This is a genomic window from Pseudomonas atacamensis (assembly GCF_017167965.1).
GTDB lineage: Bacteria > Pseudomonadota > Gammaproteobacteria > Pseudomonadales > Pseudomonadaceae > Aquipseudomonas > Aquipseudomonas atacamensis.
Genome location: NZ_CP070503.1, coordinates 2212455 through 2228709, shown reverse-complemented (window position 1 = coordinate 2228709; position 16255 = coordinate 2212455). Strand labels below are relative to the sequence as shown.

The window sequence follows — 16255 nt, the reverse complement described above, 5'->3', positions numbered from 1 at the left end:
ATCATTGGGGCTTGTTTGTGGCGCCGCGCAGCCGGGTAAAGAAGCCGCTACAGACCTTACACAAAATTTACCCAGCGGCTGTGCTGAATTTCGCAATTTTGCTGTCTTAGCTGTATCCCCGCGACAACTGTGGGCCTGACTCAGGCCGCGGCGCCGGGTCGAAGAACCGAGGACTTATCATGATTCGTAAACTTCCCATCATGGCTTTGTTGATTGGCGCACTTGCCGTCACCGGCCAGGCTGAAGCGGGTGGTGGCCATGGCTGGCAGGGCCCTGCAGTGTTTGGCGCGATCGTCGGCTCGGCCATCATCGGCTCGGCACTGATCAACCAGGATCGGCCGGTGTATGTGCAGCAACAACCGGTTTATGTGCAGCCGCAACCGGTCTACGTGCAGCAACCGCCGCCACCGGTCTATTACCAGCCGGCGCCGGTGTATGTACAACAACCGGTCTACGTGCAGCCAGCCCCCGTCTATTACGGCCCGCCTCGTGGTTATTACGGTCGGCCCCACGGCTACTACGGCGGCCCGCATGGCTACTACGGCGGTCCACGCTGGTAAGCGCAACACAGAGCCCCGTTTTCAAGCGGGGCTTTTTTATGACCGCTGGTCGGCCAACGTCTGAAAAAATCTCGCCAAGGTCGCTGTGAGGACAGTGCGAGCAGCTAAAGTCGGCATGATGGAATCGACCGTCGGGCTTTTTTCATCGAACGGTCACCGCTTTGTCATGACGGAACCGCAATCTGAATCCGTCCGTAAACAACAGATCGATAACAACAAGGACGACTGTATGCCCACACAAAACCCGCACCGCATCGTCGGTCTGTGCACCTCGAGCAAGGTGTACAGCGCACTTACCGAGCTCAAGCATCTGGAAGGCCATCGCTGCGCCAAGCTGCTGTCCCTGCTCGCCGAAAACCTCGTGCACAAGGGCCTGCTCAATGAGCGCGAAGTCATGCACATGCTCGATCAAGTGGTCGAATGACGCCAGACCTCACTGGCATCAATGACCACTATCGAAAGCGTTGATTGTCCGTCGTGCCGGCAAATCCCTAAGGTAGCCCCATCAGTTTGATGGAGTTTTTCCCATGGCACAGGTTCAAATCATGTCGGTGATCGGCAGCGCAGTTCCCGCTTCGCTGCGTGCATCCGGTTTGCTCGCTTGCTGGTATCTGGTGCGCGATGGCGAGCCGATCAGCGGCCCGCTCACCTCCTTGCCAGCAGCACAGGCCTTGTCGCAACAAGTCGCCAGCAATACGTTTCATGCCTAAGGCAGCTGCACCTTGGGCTTGGTCTCGACGAACAGCGCCCAGCTCGACAGGAACAACGCGGCAATCAGCGGTCCGATCACAAAGCCGTTGAGGCCGAAGACCGCGAGGCCGCCGAGGGTGGAAACCAGAATCAGGTAATCGGGCATTTTCGTATCCTTGCCCACCAGAATCGGGCGCAGCACGTTGTCGACCAGGCCGATCACGAATACCCCGAACAAGCCCAGCACCACGCCCTGCCAGATCATGCCGCTGAGCAGGAAGTACACCGCCACCGGCGCCCAGACAATCCCCGCGCCCACCGCTGGCAACAGCGACAGAAACGCCATCAGCACCGCCCAGAGCAGCGCGCTGGGAATGTCGAGAAACCAGAAAATCAACCCGCCCAGCGCGCCTTGGGTCACGGCCACCACCACGTTGCCTTTGACCGTGGCGCGCACCACGCGGTTGAACTTCAGTTGCAGGCGGCGCTTGTGGTTTTCTTCCAGCGGCACGGCAGTGCGCATCTTGCGCGCCAGCTCAGGGCCGTCACGCAGAAAGAAAAACAGCAGATACAGCATGATGAAAAAGCTCACCACGAATTCGAATGTGCCCTGGCCGAAGCTGAAAGCCTGAGTCGCCAGCGCCTGGCTGCCCTGCATCGCCGCTTTGACGATCTTCTCGCGCAAGCTGTCGAGTTCGCCCATGCCAAAGCGGTCGAGCAAGTGCTGAAAGTACGGCGGCAGGCTGTGCTTGAACTGCGCCAGATACGCGGCGATATCCAGCTCGCCGCTTTCGATGTTCTTGTAGACCGTCGCGCCTTCCTGCACTAGCAGGATGCTGACGATGATCACCGGCAGAATCGCGATCACCAGGCACAGGCTCAAGGTGCACAGCGACGTCACATTGCGTTGCCAGCCAAATTTCTGCTGCAACCTGCGCTGCACCGGCGCAAACAGAATGCCGAGGATGACAGCCCAGAACACCGCGCCGTAAAACGGCAGCAGAATCCAGATAAAAGCCACCGTGACCAGCACCAGCAGCACCGTCAGGGATTTGAATTGCAGACTCTTTTCGTTCATATCCGGTCCATGTCAGTCAGGCGTCACGCACGCCCGCCCCACTTAGTCAGCCGCCGAGCGCGCGAGTGCCATGTTTATTCATGGAGCATAGATCCAGATCAATAAACCCTCGCAACAGCTGCCCTACCCTGCGCGGCTTTTGCGACCGACACCCAAATGCAGACTCTCATCGCCCCCGAGCTTCTCGCCCCCGCCGGCACCCTGAAAAACATGCGTTACGCCTTCGCTTACGGCGCTGATGCGGTCTACGCCGGCCAGCCGCGCTACAGCCTGCGGGTGCGCAACAACGAGTTCGATCATGCCAACCTGGCGCTGGGCATCCGTGAGGCGCAGGCGCAGGGCAAGCGCTTCTACGTGGTGGTCAACATCGCCCCGCACAACGCCAAGCTGAAGACGTTTCTCAAGGATCTGGCGCCAGTGATCGAGATGGCCCCGGATGCGCTGATCATGTCCGACCCCGGCCTGATCATGCTGGTGCGCCGGCATTTTCCGCTGATGCCGATTCATCTTTCGGTGCAGGCCAACACGGTGAATTGGGCGAGCGTCGAGTTCTGGCAGCAACAGGGGCTGAGCCGGATCATTCTGTCGCGCGAATTGTCGCTGGAGGAGATCGGCGAAATCCGCGAGCAGGTGCCGGGCATGGAGCTGGAAGTGTTCGTGCACGGCGCGCTGTGCATGGCCTATTCCGGGCGCTGCCTGCTTTCCGGTTACATGAACAAACGCGATGCCAATCAGGGCACCTGCACCAACGCCTGCCGCTGGAAGTACACGGCGCAGGAAGCCACACAAAACCAGCTCGGCGAGATCGTCCAGACCTTTCAACCCGAGCCGACGCTAGGCCTCGGCGCACCGACCGATCAGGTCTTCCTGTTGCAGGAAGCCAATCGTCCCGATGAATTGATGCCGGCTTTCGAAGACGAACACGGCACCTACATCATGAACGCCAAGGACCTGCGCGCCGTGCAGCATGTCGAGCGGCTGACGCGCATGGGCGTGCATTCATTGAAGATCGAAGGCCGGACCAAATCGCATTTCTACTGCGCACGCACCACCCAGGTGTATCGCCGGGCGATCGATGATGCCGTGGCCGGGCGCGCGTTTGATCGCGGCCTGATGCTGGATCTTGAGTCGCTGGCCCAGCGCGGCTACACCGAAGGTTTTCTGCGCCGCCATGTGCACGACGAATATCAGAACTATCAGCACGGCAGTTCGGTGTCGGAGCGGCAGCAGTTCGTTGGCGAGCTGACCGGCGAGCGCCGGGATCGCCTGGCCGAGGTGAAAGTGAAGAATCGTTTTGCCGTGGGCGATCATCTGGAACTGATGACGCCCAAGGGCAATTTCCATTTTGATCTGCATGAATTGCAGAGTGTCAGCGGCCAAGCGATCGAAGTGGCGCCGGGGGACGGGCATACGGTGTACGTGCCGATACCGGATGCGGTGGACTTGCGCTTTGGGTTGTTGATGCGGGATTTGCGTGTTGGTTGACTGGCGATTTTGTCTGGCACTCGCAGCATGGCCGTGATTTGCTGGTGAAGCCGATGCCGTCTTCGCGAGCAGGCTCGCTCCCACAGTGGATCTGTGTCGTACATACATCCATTGTGGGAGCGAGCCTGCTCGCGAAGAGGCCGGCGAACTCAGCAAAGAACACCAGACTTCAGCACCTATCATCCGACAACGATCACTGTCGCAACCTTGCTTCGGCAAACTCCTCCCGCAACATCGCCACAAATGCATCTCGCGCCGGGTGCACACCGGCGTTTTCATGCCAGTAAAACAAATTCTCGATCGCCATCAGTTCAGCGAACTCGTAACCCTCGCAGCCCGCGCCTTTGGCGTACTGCTCGAACACGCCCCGGGGCACCAGCGCCACCCCGGCACCGGCGCTGACGCAGCCGACAATCGCTCCGTAACTGGCCAGACTGACAATCGGCAGCGCCTGCCCTCGGCGCAGCAACCAATGCTCAAGTGCCGCGCGGTATGGGCAACCCGGTGGCCACATGAACAGGGTTTTGTCTTGCAGATCCGCGATGTCGCGCACCGGGCCGACTGAAGTCGAGGCGATCAGTAACAATTCCTCTCGATACATCGGCGTGCGTTTGAGCTGAGCACGTTCGACATCTACCGCCACGATCGCACCATCCAGGCGATGCTTGACGGTGTCGTCGAGCAACTGGCTCCAGGTGCCGGTGGTAAGTTCCAGTGCCACTTGCGGGTAGCGCTTGTGGAATTTTGCCAGCAGGCGCGGCAAGCGCCCGGTCGCCGAAGACTCGATGGCGCCGATGCGCAGCGGTCCGGACGGCTCGGCGGCCGGGTCGAGCGCGAGTTTGGCTTCGACGGTCAGCGCCAGAATCTTTTCCGCATAAACCAGAAAGGTCTGCCCCGCCGGGCTGATGCGCAGTCCGCGCCCCTCGCGCAAGAACAGCGCCACGCCCAACTCGGCCTCCAGCGCTTTGATCCGCGCAGTGATGTTCGACGGCACGCAGAACAGCTTTTCGGCGGCCCGGGCAATGCTGCCGACCTCGGCCACAGTCTTGAACATGCGGATTTGCGCCAGCTCCATAATCATCACTCCGAGTGAACAGTCGACGCAGTATAAGTCAGTTGTGACGAATGATCGGGCGCCCGGATACTCGGCGCATCCACTGCCCTGGTGCCTCGATCATGACTTCCACTTCTACCTGCAAAATCATCCTGGCCATGGCGTTTGTCATCGGCTGCTGGGGTTATTCGCCCACCGGCATTCATCTCGGCTTGCAAGCATATGAGCCCGGACATCTGGCCTTGCTGCGTTTTCTGCTGGCGTCGCTGTTGATGGCGCTGATCGCAATTTTCAAAGGCATTCGCCTGCCGCAGTGGCGCGATGTGCCGTTGCTGTTTGCCTTGGGCTTCTTCGCCGTCAGCCTGCATCACGTCGCCTTGAACATCGGCCAGCAAGGCATCAGTGCCGGGGCTTCCAGCGTGCTGGCGCAATCGAGCCCGTTATTCAGCACGCTGCTGGCGCGCCTTGTGTTCAAAGACCGCGTCAGCCTCTGGCGTTGGGGCTGTGTGCTGCTTGGATTTGTCGGCGTGGTGATCGTAGTCAGCGGCGACAAGGGCCTGGGCGCTATCAATGCCCATGGCTTGTTGATCTTGTTGGCGGCGCTTTCCTGGAGCCTCTATTTCGCCCTGCAAAAGCATCATGCGCGGCGCTACGACGGCTTCAGCCTGGGCTGCTACGCGGTGTGGTCGGGGACGTTGCTGTTGCTGATTTATCTGCCGGGGCTGGCTGACGCCGTGATGCAGGCGCCGCCGCGTGCGCAGTGGGCGGTGCTGATGTTGGGGGTGTTTCCCAGCGCTCTGGCGTATCTGGCCTGGGGTTTCGTGCTCAAGCACGTGGATTTAAGTCGGGCGACGATGACTTTGTATCTGATACCGCCGACGGCCATGGGGATTGCGTCATGGGGATTGGGGGAACGGCCGACGTTGATGGTGCTGATGGGAGCGGTGGTTGTGTTGATCAGTGTGTTGGCGTTGAATCTGGAGCGTCGGGTTGGCGTCGTTCGAGCAGTTGAGAGCAAAGGCTTGAATCTGCAGTGAAGCCGATGCCGTCTTCGCGAGCAGGCTCGCTCCCACAGTGGATGACACAAACTCCCTGTGGGAGCGAGCCTGCTCGCGAAGAGGCCGGCCCACTCAATGAATAATCCAGACCTCAGCGCATATCATCCGACAATGGTGTCGGCTCATCCGCCGGCGGTACATCGTCGTCTTCCGACGGATCCTTCCAGTCATTCGGGCGGTCGGCATCGCTCAGCGGATCGCGCCCCGGGTCCATGCCCGGCGGTGCGTCGTGATCGCTCAGCGTCGGCTCGTCGGTGCCGGATACGGGGCGGGTCTGGTCGGTGGGCGCCATGCCACCGGGAACAAGCGAGTCATCAGCCATGCTGCACCTCACAATACTGGCCCGGATTATCCGGGGCGTATTGTTTGGAAGCGCGGGTGCTGAGGGCGTGCGGTAGATCAGACCAGCGGCATCAGCCTTGGGCGATAAAGCGATCACGACTGTTGGTCAGGTGCAGCCACATCGCGGCGCGGGCGGCATCGGCGTCCTGACGCTTGATCGCATTCAGAATCGCCTCGTGTTCCAGATTGGCCAAGTGCCCGAGCTTGCTCAGATCCGCCGCGCCGCGCTCGGCGGCATTCAGGCGATTGCGCGGGATCATCGCACTGCCCAGGTGCTGCATGATCTCGCTGAAACAAGCGTTGCCGGTGGCCTCGGCGATCAGCAGATGAAAACGCCGATCGGCCTCCACGCAGCTGTCGTTGTTCGCCAGCAGCCGTTGATAGTCATCCAGCGCCTGACGCATCTGCTGCACCTGCTGCTCACTGCGCCGCTGCGCCGCTAGCGCCGCCGCTTGCGTCTCCAGGCCCATGCGCAATTCGAGAATGCTGCGCACGCCGAGCGCCGTATCGACGTTCAGGCGCAGGCCCTGCTCCGCTGCACGCTCGATCACGAAGGTACCGATGCCGTGGCGCGTCTCGACCAGCCCCGAGGCCTGCAACTTGGAAATGGCCTCGCGCACCACCGTGCGGCTGACGCCGTGCTCCTGAACGATGGAGTTCTCCGACGGTAGCTTGTCACCGGGCGACAGTTGTCCGAGCAGGATGCTCTGGGTGAGCTTTTCCACCAGGTCATGAGCGAGGTTGTGCGTGCGTTTGCGCGCGGGCGCGTCGAGGTCTTCTTGCATGATCGGTTCCGGTGATCGGGGCTTGCCGATCGTAGCACTGCGGGATGACGGTTGAGATGGATTTTAGCGGTCGACGGGCCATCAACTTGTATGACAACACTCAATTACGTCGAATATTTTCGATAGCCAGCCATCACGCATCACCATTTACATATCAAAAATGCGCTCCGCTCGACTGGCTCAACAATCAATAAATACGAGCTTAGATCCTGTTTTCGCATAAGAAAACGAACAATCAGAAGAATTTAATCGCCCCTCCCCACTTGTAGGACAAAAAATTACGGTTGTATGATGTCTAGCAACAACGCAGCACCCAGTCCTACCCGCATAAAAATAATCAGTGGGAGAAACATCAGTGAAAACCTCCATCTCCGGGATGCAGGACAGCGTCGACCCGACGCTCGCCTCCGCCATCTCCAAAGTCAAACGCCACGTCCTGCCGCTCTTCGTGATCATGTTCATCGTCAATTACATTGACCGGGTGAACATCGGCTTCGTCCGCACCCACATGGAAACCGATCTGGGCATTGGTGCTGCCGCCTATGGCTTCGGCGCCGGGCTGTTCTTTATCGGTTACGCGCTGTTCGAAGTGCCGTCCAACATGCTTTTGCAGAAAGTCGGCGCACGCATCTGGCTGACCCGCATCATGTTCACTTGGGGCATAGTCGCCGCCTGCATGGCGTTCATCCAGAACGAAACCCACTTCTATATCCTGCGCTTCCTGCTCGGTGTCGCCGAGGCCGGGTTCTTTCCCGGGGTAATTTATTACTTCACCCGCTGGCTGCCCGGCGTCGAGCGCGGCAAGGCGATCGCGATCTTCCTCAGCGGCTCGGCCGTGGCCTCGCTGATCTCCGGCCCGCTGTCCGGTCTGCTCCTGCAGATCAATGGGCTGGGCATGCACGGCTGGCAATGGATGTATTTCATCGAGGGGATGTTCTCGGTGTGCCTGTGCGTGTTTGTCTGGTTCTGGCTGGATGCCAAACCCCACGACGCGAAATGGCTGAGCCGCGCCGAACAGGATGCGCTGGTCAGCGCCATCGACGACGAGCAAAAGGCCCGCGAAGCCGCGACGCCGATCCGGCCGTCGCTGGGCAAACTGCTCAAGGACCGGCAGATCATTCTGTTCTGCCTGATCTACTTCTTCATTCAGCTGACTATTTATGCGGCGACTTTCTGGCTGCCGAGCATCATCAAGAAGATGGGAGAACTCAGCGACGTCCAGGTCGGCCTGTTCAACTCGATTCCATGGTTGCTGTCGATCGTCGGCATGTATGCCTTCGCCTCGCTGTCGGCGAAGTGGAAACACCAGCAAGCATGGGTCGCCACTGCCCTGTTGATCGCCGCAGCGGGGATGTTCATGTCCACCACTGGCGGGCCGATCTTTGCCTTCGTCGCGATCTGCTTTGCGGCACTGGGTTTCAAATCCGCCTCGTCGCTGTTCTGGCCGATTCCCCAGGCTTATCTGGATGCACGCATCGCGGCGGCAGTGATCGCGCTGATCAACTCGGTGGGCAACCTCGGCGGCTTCGTCGCACCGACCACTTTTGGCCTGCTTGAGCAACACACCGGCTCGATCCAGGGCGGCCTCTATGGTCTGGCCGCAACCTCGATCATCGCCGCAATCATCGTCTTCGCCGCGCGCACCACGCCCAAACCCGCTGCTGAAAAGGCTGTGGCCGACGCCGCGCCGAAACACGCCTGACTACGTCTCGACAAGGAAAACAACAATGACTGTTCACGACACCGCCAAAGCTCCGATCATCACCGACATGCAGGTCATTCCGGTGGCCGGTCACGACGGCATGCTGCTCAACCTGAGCGGCGCCCACGGGCCGTTTTTCACCCGCAACATCGTCATCCTCAAGGACAACGCCGGCCACACCGGCGTCGGCGAAGTGCCCGGTGGCGAGCGCATTCGCCAGACCCTGGAAGACGCGCGCAATCTGGTGGTCGGCAGCCCCATCGGCACCTACCAGAAGATCCTCAATCAGGTGCGCCAGACCTTCGCCGACCGCGATGCCGGCGGCCGCGGCCTGCAAACATTCGACCTGCGCATCACCATTCACGCGGTCACCGGCCTGGAAGCCGCCCTCCTCGACCTGCTCGGCCAACATCTGGACGTGCCGGTGGCGGCGCTGCTCGGTGAAGGTCAGCAACGCGACGAAGTGAAGATGCTCGGTTACCTGTTTTACGTTGGTGATCAACACGAAACCGATCTGGCCTATCGCAGCGAACCGGACGCCGACAACGACTGGTTCCGTGTGCGTCACGAGAAAGCCATGACCGCCGAAGCAGTCGTGCGCCTGGCCGAGGCGGCGCACGCCAAGTACGGTTTCAAGGATTTCAAACTCAAGGGCGGCGTGCTCAGCGGCGATGCCGAAATCGAAGCGGTCACGGCACTGGCCGAGCGCTTCCCTGAAGCGCGAATCACCCTCGATCCGAACGGCGCCTGGTCGCTGAAAGAGGCGATTCGTCTATGCCGCGATCAGCACCACGTACTCGCCTACGCCGAAGATCCGTGCGGTGCGGAAAACGGTTATTCCGGGCGCGAAGTCATGGCTGAATTTCGCCGCGCCACCGGGCTGAAAACCGCGACCAACATGATCGCCACCGACTGGCGTGAAATGGGCCACGCGATTCAGTTGCAGTCAGTGGACATCCCGCTGGCCGACCCGCACTTCTGGACCATGCAGGGTTCGGTGCGCGTCGCGCAGATGTGCCACGAGTGGGGCCTGACCTGGGGCTCGCATTCCAACAACCACTTCGATATTTCCCTGGCCATGTTCACCCATGTCGCCGCCGCCGCACCCGGCGAGATCACCGCCATCGACACCCACTGGATCTGGCAGGACGGTCAGCGCCTGACCAAGGCACCGCTGCAGATTGTCGACGGCTGCGTGCAAGTGCCGCAGAAACCGGGACTGGGCGTGGAACTGGACATGGATCAAGTGGCCAAGGCCCACGAACTGTACAAAAGCATGGGCCTCGGCGCGCGGGATGACAGCGTGGCGATGCAGTTTCTGATTCCGGGGTGGAAATTCGATAACAAACGGCCGTGTCTGGTGCGGTAATCCAGCAGGCGCCGCTGATTTCAATTGTGGGAGTAGGAGCTGCCGAAGGCTGCGATCTTTTGATCTTCAAAACAGAATCAAAAGATCGCAGCCTTCGGCAGCTCCTACAAATCGGTTTTCAGCTTGAGATTTGCAGCAACCAGGTTTTGAACGCTTTCATCGCCACCGTTTCCGCTCGCGACTGCAACCGCGTCAGCCAGTAACTGCCGGTGGTGATCTCGATCGCAAACGGCTGGCAGATCGCATCTGCCGCCAGTTGCCGGGCGAACATCAGCGGCGGCGCCAACGCCACGCCGCCGCCCTGCAATGCGGCTTCCATCATTGCCAGCGACGAATCGAACACGATGCTTTGCGGTGGCGCGGCCTGCGTCGCCAGGCCCGCTGCGTGAAACCACTCCGGCCATTCATCGGTGCGATAGGAGCGCAGCAAGGTCTGCTGCAACAGGTCCGCCGGCGAGTGCAGCTGCCGGGCAATCTCCGGCACGCACAATACCGACAACGGCGCATCGAGCAAGCGTGTCGCCTCGATGCCATGCCAGGCGCCAGCACCGAAACGAATGGCGTAATCCAGTCCTTCCGCCGCCACATCCACCCGGTTGTTATTGGTCGACAGACGTAAATCTATAAGCGGATGTTTCCCCCGAAAGTCCGCCAGCCTCGGCAACAGCCAACCCACAGCAAAAGTGCCCACCGCGCCGACCGTCAACATGTCGCGATACTGCCCACCGGCCAGACGTTCGAGCATCTGCGCAATATGATCGAATGATGTGCTGAGTACCGGCAGCAAGGTTTCGCCTTCACTGGTCAGCATCAGCCCACGTGGCAGGCGTTTGAACAGGGTCAGGTTGAGCTGCGCTTCCAGGCTTTTGACCTGATGGCTCACCGCCGCTTGTGTCACGCACAACTCGACGGCAGCACGGGTAAAACTCAAATGACGTGCCGAGGCTTCAAATGCGCGCAGAGCGTTGAGCGGCAGTTGCGGTCGAATCATGCGTTGCCCCAAATTTTTCTAATGGCCCATGCGAGTTTTCATCGTTTGTCGAGATCCAGCGAAGTGCCTAAATTGGCCGCGCTGATCGGCCGCCCGATGAAAAATCACCCGCAGTGTAGCGGGATACAACAATCGACACTCATGGAGAGTGATTCAATCATGTGTTCCTTAAAACCGAGCAAGGTCTTTTCCTACAGCGCTTTCGCACTGTTCTTCGGCAGCGTTGCCTGTCATGCCGCAACGCCGACGGATGCGCAATTGCAGGCACTGGTCAGCCAAGCCGTCACCCCGGTGATGCAGCAAAACAACATCCCGGGGCTGACCGTAGCGATCACGCTGAATGGCCAGGCGCATTACTTTAACTACGGGGTCGCCGCTAAAGACACCGGGCAAAAGGTCAGCGAAAACACCCTCTTCGAAGTCGGCTCGGTGAGTAAAACCTTCACCGCCACCCTCGCCGGTTACGCCCAGGCCACAGGCAAACTCGACCTGTCGAGCAAGGCCAGCCAACTCTGGCCGGAGCTCAAGGGCAGCGCCTTCGACAACATCAGCGTGCTGCAACTGGGCACCTACAGTGCTGGCGGACTGCCGCTGCAATTTCCCGCTGACGCGGATTCTTCCGACAGGATGCTCGGCTATTACCAACAGTGGAAACCGCAATTTCCCGCCGGCAGCCATCGCCTGTATTCCAACCCGAGCCTGGGCCTGTTCGGCTACCTGACGGCGAAAAGCCTCGGCCAGCCGTTCGACCAGGCAATGACGCAAACCCTGCTGCCGAAACTCGGCCTTCAGCACACCTTCCTCAGCGTACCGTCAGCGCAGTCGAAGCTTTATGCCCAAGGCTACGACAGCGCCGACCAACCGGTACGCGTCAGCCCCGGCGCCCTCGACGCCGAAGCCTACGGCATCAAAACCAGCGCCGCCGACCTGCTGCGATACGTCCAGGCACAGCTGCAACCGGCCAGCCTTGCGCCTGATCTGCACAAAGCCATCGCCAACACCCACATCGGTTATTACCGCGTCGGCGACATGACCCAAGGCCTGGGCTGGGAACGCTACGCCTACCCGATCAGCCTGGAAAAACTGCAAAACGGCAACTCGACCCCCATGGCCATGGAACCGCACAAAGTCGAATGGCTGACTCCACCGCAAGCTGAACCGGCCAATGTGCTATTCAATAAGACCGGTTCTACACGGGGCTTTGGCGCGTATGTGGCGTTCGTGCCGTCGCGGGACATGGGCATCGTGATTCTGGCCAACAAGAATTACCCGAACGTCGAACGGGTGAAGATAGCGCATGAGATTTTCAGTCAGTTGACCGAATAAAGATCAAAAGATCGCAGCCTGCGGCAGCTCCATTGACCGAGTGAAAACCCGATCCTGTAGGAGCCGCCGCAGGCTGCGATCTTTTTCGTTTCAGCGCTTAAAGCTGCGCCTGCAAGCGCCAGCCAATGACATCCATCAAGTCACAGCTATCGCGCAACGGAATCGCCAGCACCCGGGCGAAATCCTGCAACAGCAATGCATCGTGTCCCTTGCCCTCGTCCAGCGAAAGGCTCTCCATCAGCTGCGTCACACAGCGCAAGCGGTAAGCCGCGGTGCCGTGCAACACGTCAATGGGGGCTTCGCTGTCGATCAGCACACAGGGAATTTTGCAGTCAATCCCGGTGATCGGTATGTAACGCGCCATGGTAGAACCTCCCTGTTCAATGTTGAGTCGCCGTTGGGGGTGAATCGAGATTGTCCAGCGCGCGGTTGACCAGCAGTTCTCCGACTACCGCCAATTGCTGGATCGACAACGTCAGGCTGCGCTGCGCACCGCTCAACTCGCAGGCCAGATCGGTGGTCAGTACGTTCAGTGAGGCAAGGGTTTCGCAGGCATGGCTCAGCAGTGTCGCCGTGTCGATGTCGGGGAGAATGGTGAAAACGTGGCTGATGGGATCGGGTTGGCCGGGGTGGCGCAGACGCGGATTATTGGAGTCGAAGGAGCTTGAATCCATGGGGGATTCGGGGGGATTTGGAGTGTGTTTTTTCATGTGTTGATTACCGTTGTGGATTGTAGGAAACACTACCTGTCTCACTTCCACATGAGGGTGGCAGCTGTACGCAGGTGTGGAAGACCAGGCCAATCCACCAATACCCGGCGCACTCGAGAGTGCTCCTGCGCACAGCCGCCAAAACGCGGCGATGTTGACATAAAACCCGTCGACATGCGCTTTTGAGACATTGATGGATGTAACCGAACAACCGGACTTCCACATCCGACCACTGTGTTTTTCAGCGGCCAAAAGAGGTTATCCCTCTGCGTCACAACGCACCAGTTCACCACGACCGCCGCGTCTTGCAGGAAAAATCCACTCGATTTGAAGGGTGTTGGCGTCAGACGTTTCGGCAGGCACATGCTGCAATGACTTTCGATCAGCAGATGACTTGTGGCAGCGAGCCTGCTCGCGAATGCGCTCGATCAGTCACCTTTCAGCGCCTGAAAAACCGCTATCGCGAGCAGGCTCGCTCCCACATTTGAACTGTGCACTTCACAAAAAAATGTGGGAGCTGGTTTGCCAGCTCCCACAGGGATTTTGCTTCACTCACGCAACGCGCAATCAATCATCCGGCATCTGCGGTGGTTTGCTCGGTTTCGCCGGTTTGCTGCCCTTCGCGCCTTTGGCCGGTTCCGGCTCGGTGGCGGCAGGCGTTTGTGCGGCGGCGGCCGCAGCGGCGGCTTCTTTTTCGGCCATGGGCATGGCGTCGATGGTTTCGAAGATTTTCGCCAGGCTCAATGCCTTGGCTTCATCACCCGAGGCGGAGAGCTTGGTTTCGCCGTCCTTGCCCACCAGGAACACTTTTGGATAAGCGCCGGCACCGAGCTTCAGCGAACGCAGCAGGGCCATGGTGTCCTGCTGGCCCATGTCCTTGCCGTCGAGCTGTCCGGACATGCTGAGGATGGTGTAGACCTTGATGTTGCGGTCGGTGACGCCCTTTTTGTTGGCCGGATCTTCCAGCGACTTCTTCAGGCTCAGCCACACCGGGTCGACAGTGCTTTGCGCAATCACGATCAGCGGGCGGGCGCGGCCCACGTCCCCGGCCAGGGGTGAATCGCTGTCGGCGGCGAACAGGGGGCCGGCGATTGCCAGCAAGAGGGTCAGGGTCAGGGACCTGATGAGCATGCGCATCTCCTTTTGATATCCACGCACTACTGATTGCGCATCGTGGCGATTGTTCCGGCGGCGTCTGGCAAAAAGGCATTGCCCTGTCAGAAGCTTAGGTCAGGGAGCGCTTTGCGCAACATGACGCAAGCGATCATTGGCACATCCCTACGGCCGCTGCATTGGAAGTGTTTGCTCCAGACTTACTCAGAACGCCAACTTATAACCAATCAACACCAGCATCGTCGCCAGGCACGGGCGCAGGGCTTCGTCGGAGATGCGTCCGGTCAGGTGGCTGCCGAGCCAGATGCCGGGCAGCGAGCCCATCAGCAGGAAACCCAGCACGCCCCAGTCCATGTTGCCCATGCTTGCGTGGCCGAGGCCGGCGACGAGGGTCAGGGGTACGGCGTGGGCGATTTCGGTGCCGACCAAGCGGCGGGTTGGCAGCAGTGGGTAGAGGATGAACAAGGCGACGGTGCCCAGTGCGCCGGCGCCAATCGAGGTCAGGGCGACCATGGTGCCGAGGATCAGACCGGTGATCACCGTCATCACGTTAAGCCGCGAACCGCTCGGGTTGTAGTTGCCACCCGCGCGTTTGTGGGCGAATTCGAGCAAGCGTTTCTTGAAGAAGATTGCCAGGGCGGTGGCGAAGAGGACGAAGCCGAGCGCCTGTTTGATGATGGCGTTCATCGCGTCCGGCGCGGTGTGCAGGGTGCTGAGGAACCACAGGGTCATGGCCACGGCTGGCACGCTGCCGAGGGTCAGCCAGCCGGTGATCGCCCAGTCGATGTTCTTGTTCTTCCTGTGAACGAGGACGCCGCTGGATTTGGTGATCGCAGCGTACAGCAGATCGGTACCCACCGCCGTCGCCGGGTTGATGCCGAACCACAGCAGAATCGGCGTCATCAACGAACCGCCGCCGACACCGGTCATGCCTACGATAAACCCAACCACCAGCCCGGCAATCACCAGGCCGAAATTTGCCAATTCCATTCAAACGTCCAGAAAACGACAGGAAAATCTGGCCCGCAGCATAGCGATTTTTCTTATAACCACATATATCGATGCGGTCTATCGTTATGCCATATCGAATTCACCGCAGATCCCTGTGGGAGCGAGCCTGCTCGCGAAGGGGGTGTCAGCCGACCGATGAGTTGAATGACACAACGCATTCGCGAGCAGGCTCGCTCCCACAGTGGATCTTTGCGCCACAGCAAACCTGCAAGGCTCACTGCACCGGCAGGAAATTCAAGAACAGCAGACTCTGCGCGTAATTCAGGCCGATCCTGCGATAGCGCTCATCGAGCATCTGCGTGAGCAGATCCAGGCGCGCGACGATTTTGCTGAATTCGGTGGCGAAGCTGAGATTGCTGCCCTCCTCCGAGATTTCGTTGGAGAACAGCAACGGCTGGCCTTCCTTGTTTTGTCGTTGCGACAAAATCCACATGGCTTTTTCGATGTTGCGCGCGGCGTTGTGCACGAACGTCGGGTTGATCGCGTCGGTCATGTAGAACTCGGTGCGATTGCCGTGGGCGGTAACCAGCATGCTGCCGATCGCATAGATGAAGGCGCCGACGCGGTCGCCGAGGAATTCCGGACTCATCGCATAGCTCAGCGCCGCCAGGTCCTTGCGCCCGCCCAGCACGGGCAACGGCTGCTGTTGCTCGACAGCGAGACGCACCTGTTTCACGGCGGCGTTGACGGTGAGGAAACCGGATTTGCGCAGTTCTTCCGGGTTGCGCAGGTAAAGCTTGCCCATCAATCGATAGAGACTGTCGAGGTTGTCGCGCATCGCCAGGGTGGCCATACGGTCGACGCTGGTCTGGAGAAATTCCTGCGGCTGCCCTTCACGTATCTGATTGAAAAATCCATTGCCGTTCTGGTGGCTGCAGCCGCTGAGCAACAGCGACAACAGGCAGGCCAGCAGCAGGCACGGGCGGCGGTGAGCGGCGGTGATCAGGGCAAAAACACTCGGCATGAAGTATCGGACAGGCA

Annotated in this window: 18 protein-coding genes; 8 read left to right on the top strand and 10 right to left on the bottom strand. The window is 59.9% G+C overall.

All coding sequences use genetic code 11. From position 1 onward, the window contains the following. Positions 1-179: 179 nt before the first annotated feature. The 3 genes from JWU58_RS10170 to JWU58_RS10160 all read left to right on the top strand — a co-directional run bounded on the left by JWU58_RS10170 (position 180) and on the right by JWU58_RS10160 (position 1270). Complete coding sequence (locus JWU58_RS10170; protein ID WP_024013471.1) at positions 180-560, top strand: hypothetical protein; 381 nt, start codon at positions 180-182, stop codon at positions 558-560. Between the two features lie 229 nt (positions 561-789). Then, a complete protein-coding gene (locus JWU58_RS10165; RefSeq protein WP_016770691.1) occupies positions 790-984 on the top strand; it encodes a hypothetical protein in 195 nt (64 codons plus the stop codon). A gap of 103 nt (positions 985-1087) precedes the next feature. Next, a complete protein-coding gene (locus tag JWU58_RS10160) occupies positions 1088-1270 on the top strand; it encodes a hypothetical protein (protein ID WP_016770690.1) in 183 nt (60 codons plus the stop codon). On the opposite strand, the gene JWU58_RS10155 is transcribed toward JWU58_RS10160, so the two are convergent. Next, complete coding sequence (locus JWU58_RS10155; protein ID WP_071172957.1) at positions 1267-2328, bottom strand: AI-2E family transporter; 1062 nt, start codon at positions 2326-2328, stop codon at positions 1267-1269. The genes JWU58_RS10160 and JWU58_RS10155 overlap by 4 nt on opposite strands. Positions 2329-2484: 156 nt before the next feature. On the opposite strand from JWU58_RS10155, the gene trhP reads away from it, so the two are divergent. After that, complete coding sequence (gene trhP, locus JWU58_RS10150) at positions 2485-3813, top strand: prephenate-dependent tRNA uridine(34) hydroxylase TrhP (protein WP_206421864.1); 1329 nt, start codon at positions 2485-2487, stop codon at positions 3811-3813. 193 nt (positions 3814-4006) lie between these two features. Here trhP and JWU58_RS10145 read toward each other — a convergent pair whose 3' ends face one another. Further along, positions 4007-4888 (bottom strand): LysR family transcriptional regulator, encoded by an 882-nt coding sequence (locus JWU58_RS10145; RefSeq protein WP_206421863.1) that lies wholly within the window; start codon positions 4886-4888, stop codon positions 4007-4009. A 101-nt stretch (positions 4889-4989) separates the two neighbouring features. Here JWU58_RS10145 and JWU58_RS10140 point away from each other — a divergent pair, with 101 nt between their 5' ends. Next, complete coding sequence (locus JWU58_RS10140) at positions 4990-5904, top strand: DMT family transporter (RefSeq protein WP_241196156.1); 915 nt, start codon at positions 4990-4992, stop codon at positions 5902-5904. Between the two features lie 112 nt (positions 5905-6016). Here JWU58_RS10140 and JWU58_RS10135 read toward each other — a convergent pair whose 3' ends face one another. Both JWU58_RS10135 and JWU58_RS10130 read right to left on the bottom strand, forming a co-directional pair. Beyond that, positions 6017-6247, bottom strand: coding sequence for a hypothetical protein (locus tag JWU58_RS10135; RefSeq protein ID WP_206421861.1), 231 nt, complete (start codon positions 6245-6247; stop codon positions 6017-6019). Positions 6248-6338: 91 nt separating this feature from the next. Next, positions 6339-7052, bottom strand: a complete 714-nt coding sequence (locus tag JWU58_RS10130) for a FadR/GntR family transcriptional regulator (protein ID WP_016775357.1) — start codon at positions 7050-7052, stop codon at positions 6339-6341. A gap of 355 nt (positions 7053-7407) precedes the next feature. Here JWU58_RS10130 and JWU58_RS10125 point away from each other — a divergent pair, with 355 nt between their 5' ends. After that, positions 7408-8754: an MFS transporter gene (locus tag JWU58_RS10125; RefSeq protein WP_024013478.1), complete on the top strand. Its 1347-nt coding sequence runs from the start codon at positions 7408-7410 to the stop codon at positions 8752-8754. Positions 8755-8779: 25 nt separating this feature from the next. Next, positions 8780-10123, top strand: a complete 1344-nt coding sequence (gene gudD / locus JWU58_RS10120) for a glucarate dehydratase (protein ID WP_206421860.1) — start codon at positions 8780-8782, stop codon at positions 10121-10123. Between the two features lie 118 nt (positions 10124-10241). Here the strand turns inward: gudD and JWU58_RS10115 are convergent, their stop codons facing one another. Then, positions 10242-11114 carry a LysR family transcriptional regulator gene (locus JWU58_RS10115; RefSeq protein WP_122611228.1) on the bottom strand — a complete coding sequence of 291 codons (873 nt, stop codon included), beginning with the start codon at positions 11112-11114 and terminating at the stop codon, positions 10242-10244. 159 nt (positions 11115-11273) lie between these two features. On the opposite strand from JWU58_RS10115, the gene ampC reads away from it, so the two are divergent. After that, positions 11274-12440, top strand: coding sequence for a class C beta-lactamase (gene ampC, locus JWU58_RS10110; protein ID WP_206421859.1), 1167 nt, complete (start codon positions 11274-11276; stop codon positions 12438-12440). Between the two features lie 97 nt (positions 12441-12537). Here ampC and JWU58_RS10105 read toward each other — a convergent pair whose 3' ends face one another. The 5 genes from JWU58_RS10105 to JWU58_RS10085 form a co-directional block, all read right to left on the bottom strand. After that, positions 12538-12804 carry a hypothetical protein gene (locus JWU58_RS10105; protein ID WP_016775363.1) on the bottom strand — a complete coding sequence of 89 codons (267 nt, stop codon included), beginning with the start codon at positions 12802-12804 and terminating at the stop codon, positions 12538-12540. Positions 12805-12820: 16 nt separating this feature from the next. Beyond that, positions 12821-13114 (bottom strand): DUF6124 family protein, encoded by a 294-nt coding sequence (locus tag JWU58_RS10100; protein ID WP_390896805.1) that lies wholly within the window; start codon positions 13112-13114, stop codon positions 12821-12823. Between the two features lie 603 nt (positions 13115-13717). Continuing rightward, positions 13718-14281, bottom strand: coding sequence for a DUF4174 domain-containing protein (locus tag JWU58_RS10095; RefSeq protein WP_016775365.1), 564 nt, complete (start codon positions 14279-14281; stop codon positions 13718-13720). A 186-nt stretch (positions 14282-14467) separates the two neighbouring features. Next, positions 14468-15253 carry a sulfite exporter TauE/SafE family protein gene (locus JWU58_RS10090; protein ID WP_206421858.1) on the bottom strand — a complete coding sequence of 262 codons (786 nt, stop codon included), beginning with the start codon at positions 15251-15253 and terminating at the stop codon, positions 14468-14470. Positions 15254-15488: 235 nt separating this feature from the next. Next, positions 15489-16238 carry a hypothetical protein gene (locus JWU58_RS10085; RefSeq protein ID WP_016775367.1) on the bottom strand — a complete coding sequence of 250 codons (750 nt, stop codon included), beginning with the start codon at positions 16236-16238 and terminating at the stop codon, positions 15489-15491. Between the last annotated feature and the right edge of the window lie 17 nt (positions 16239-16255).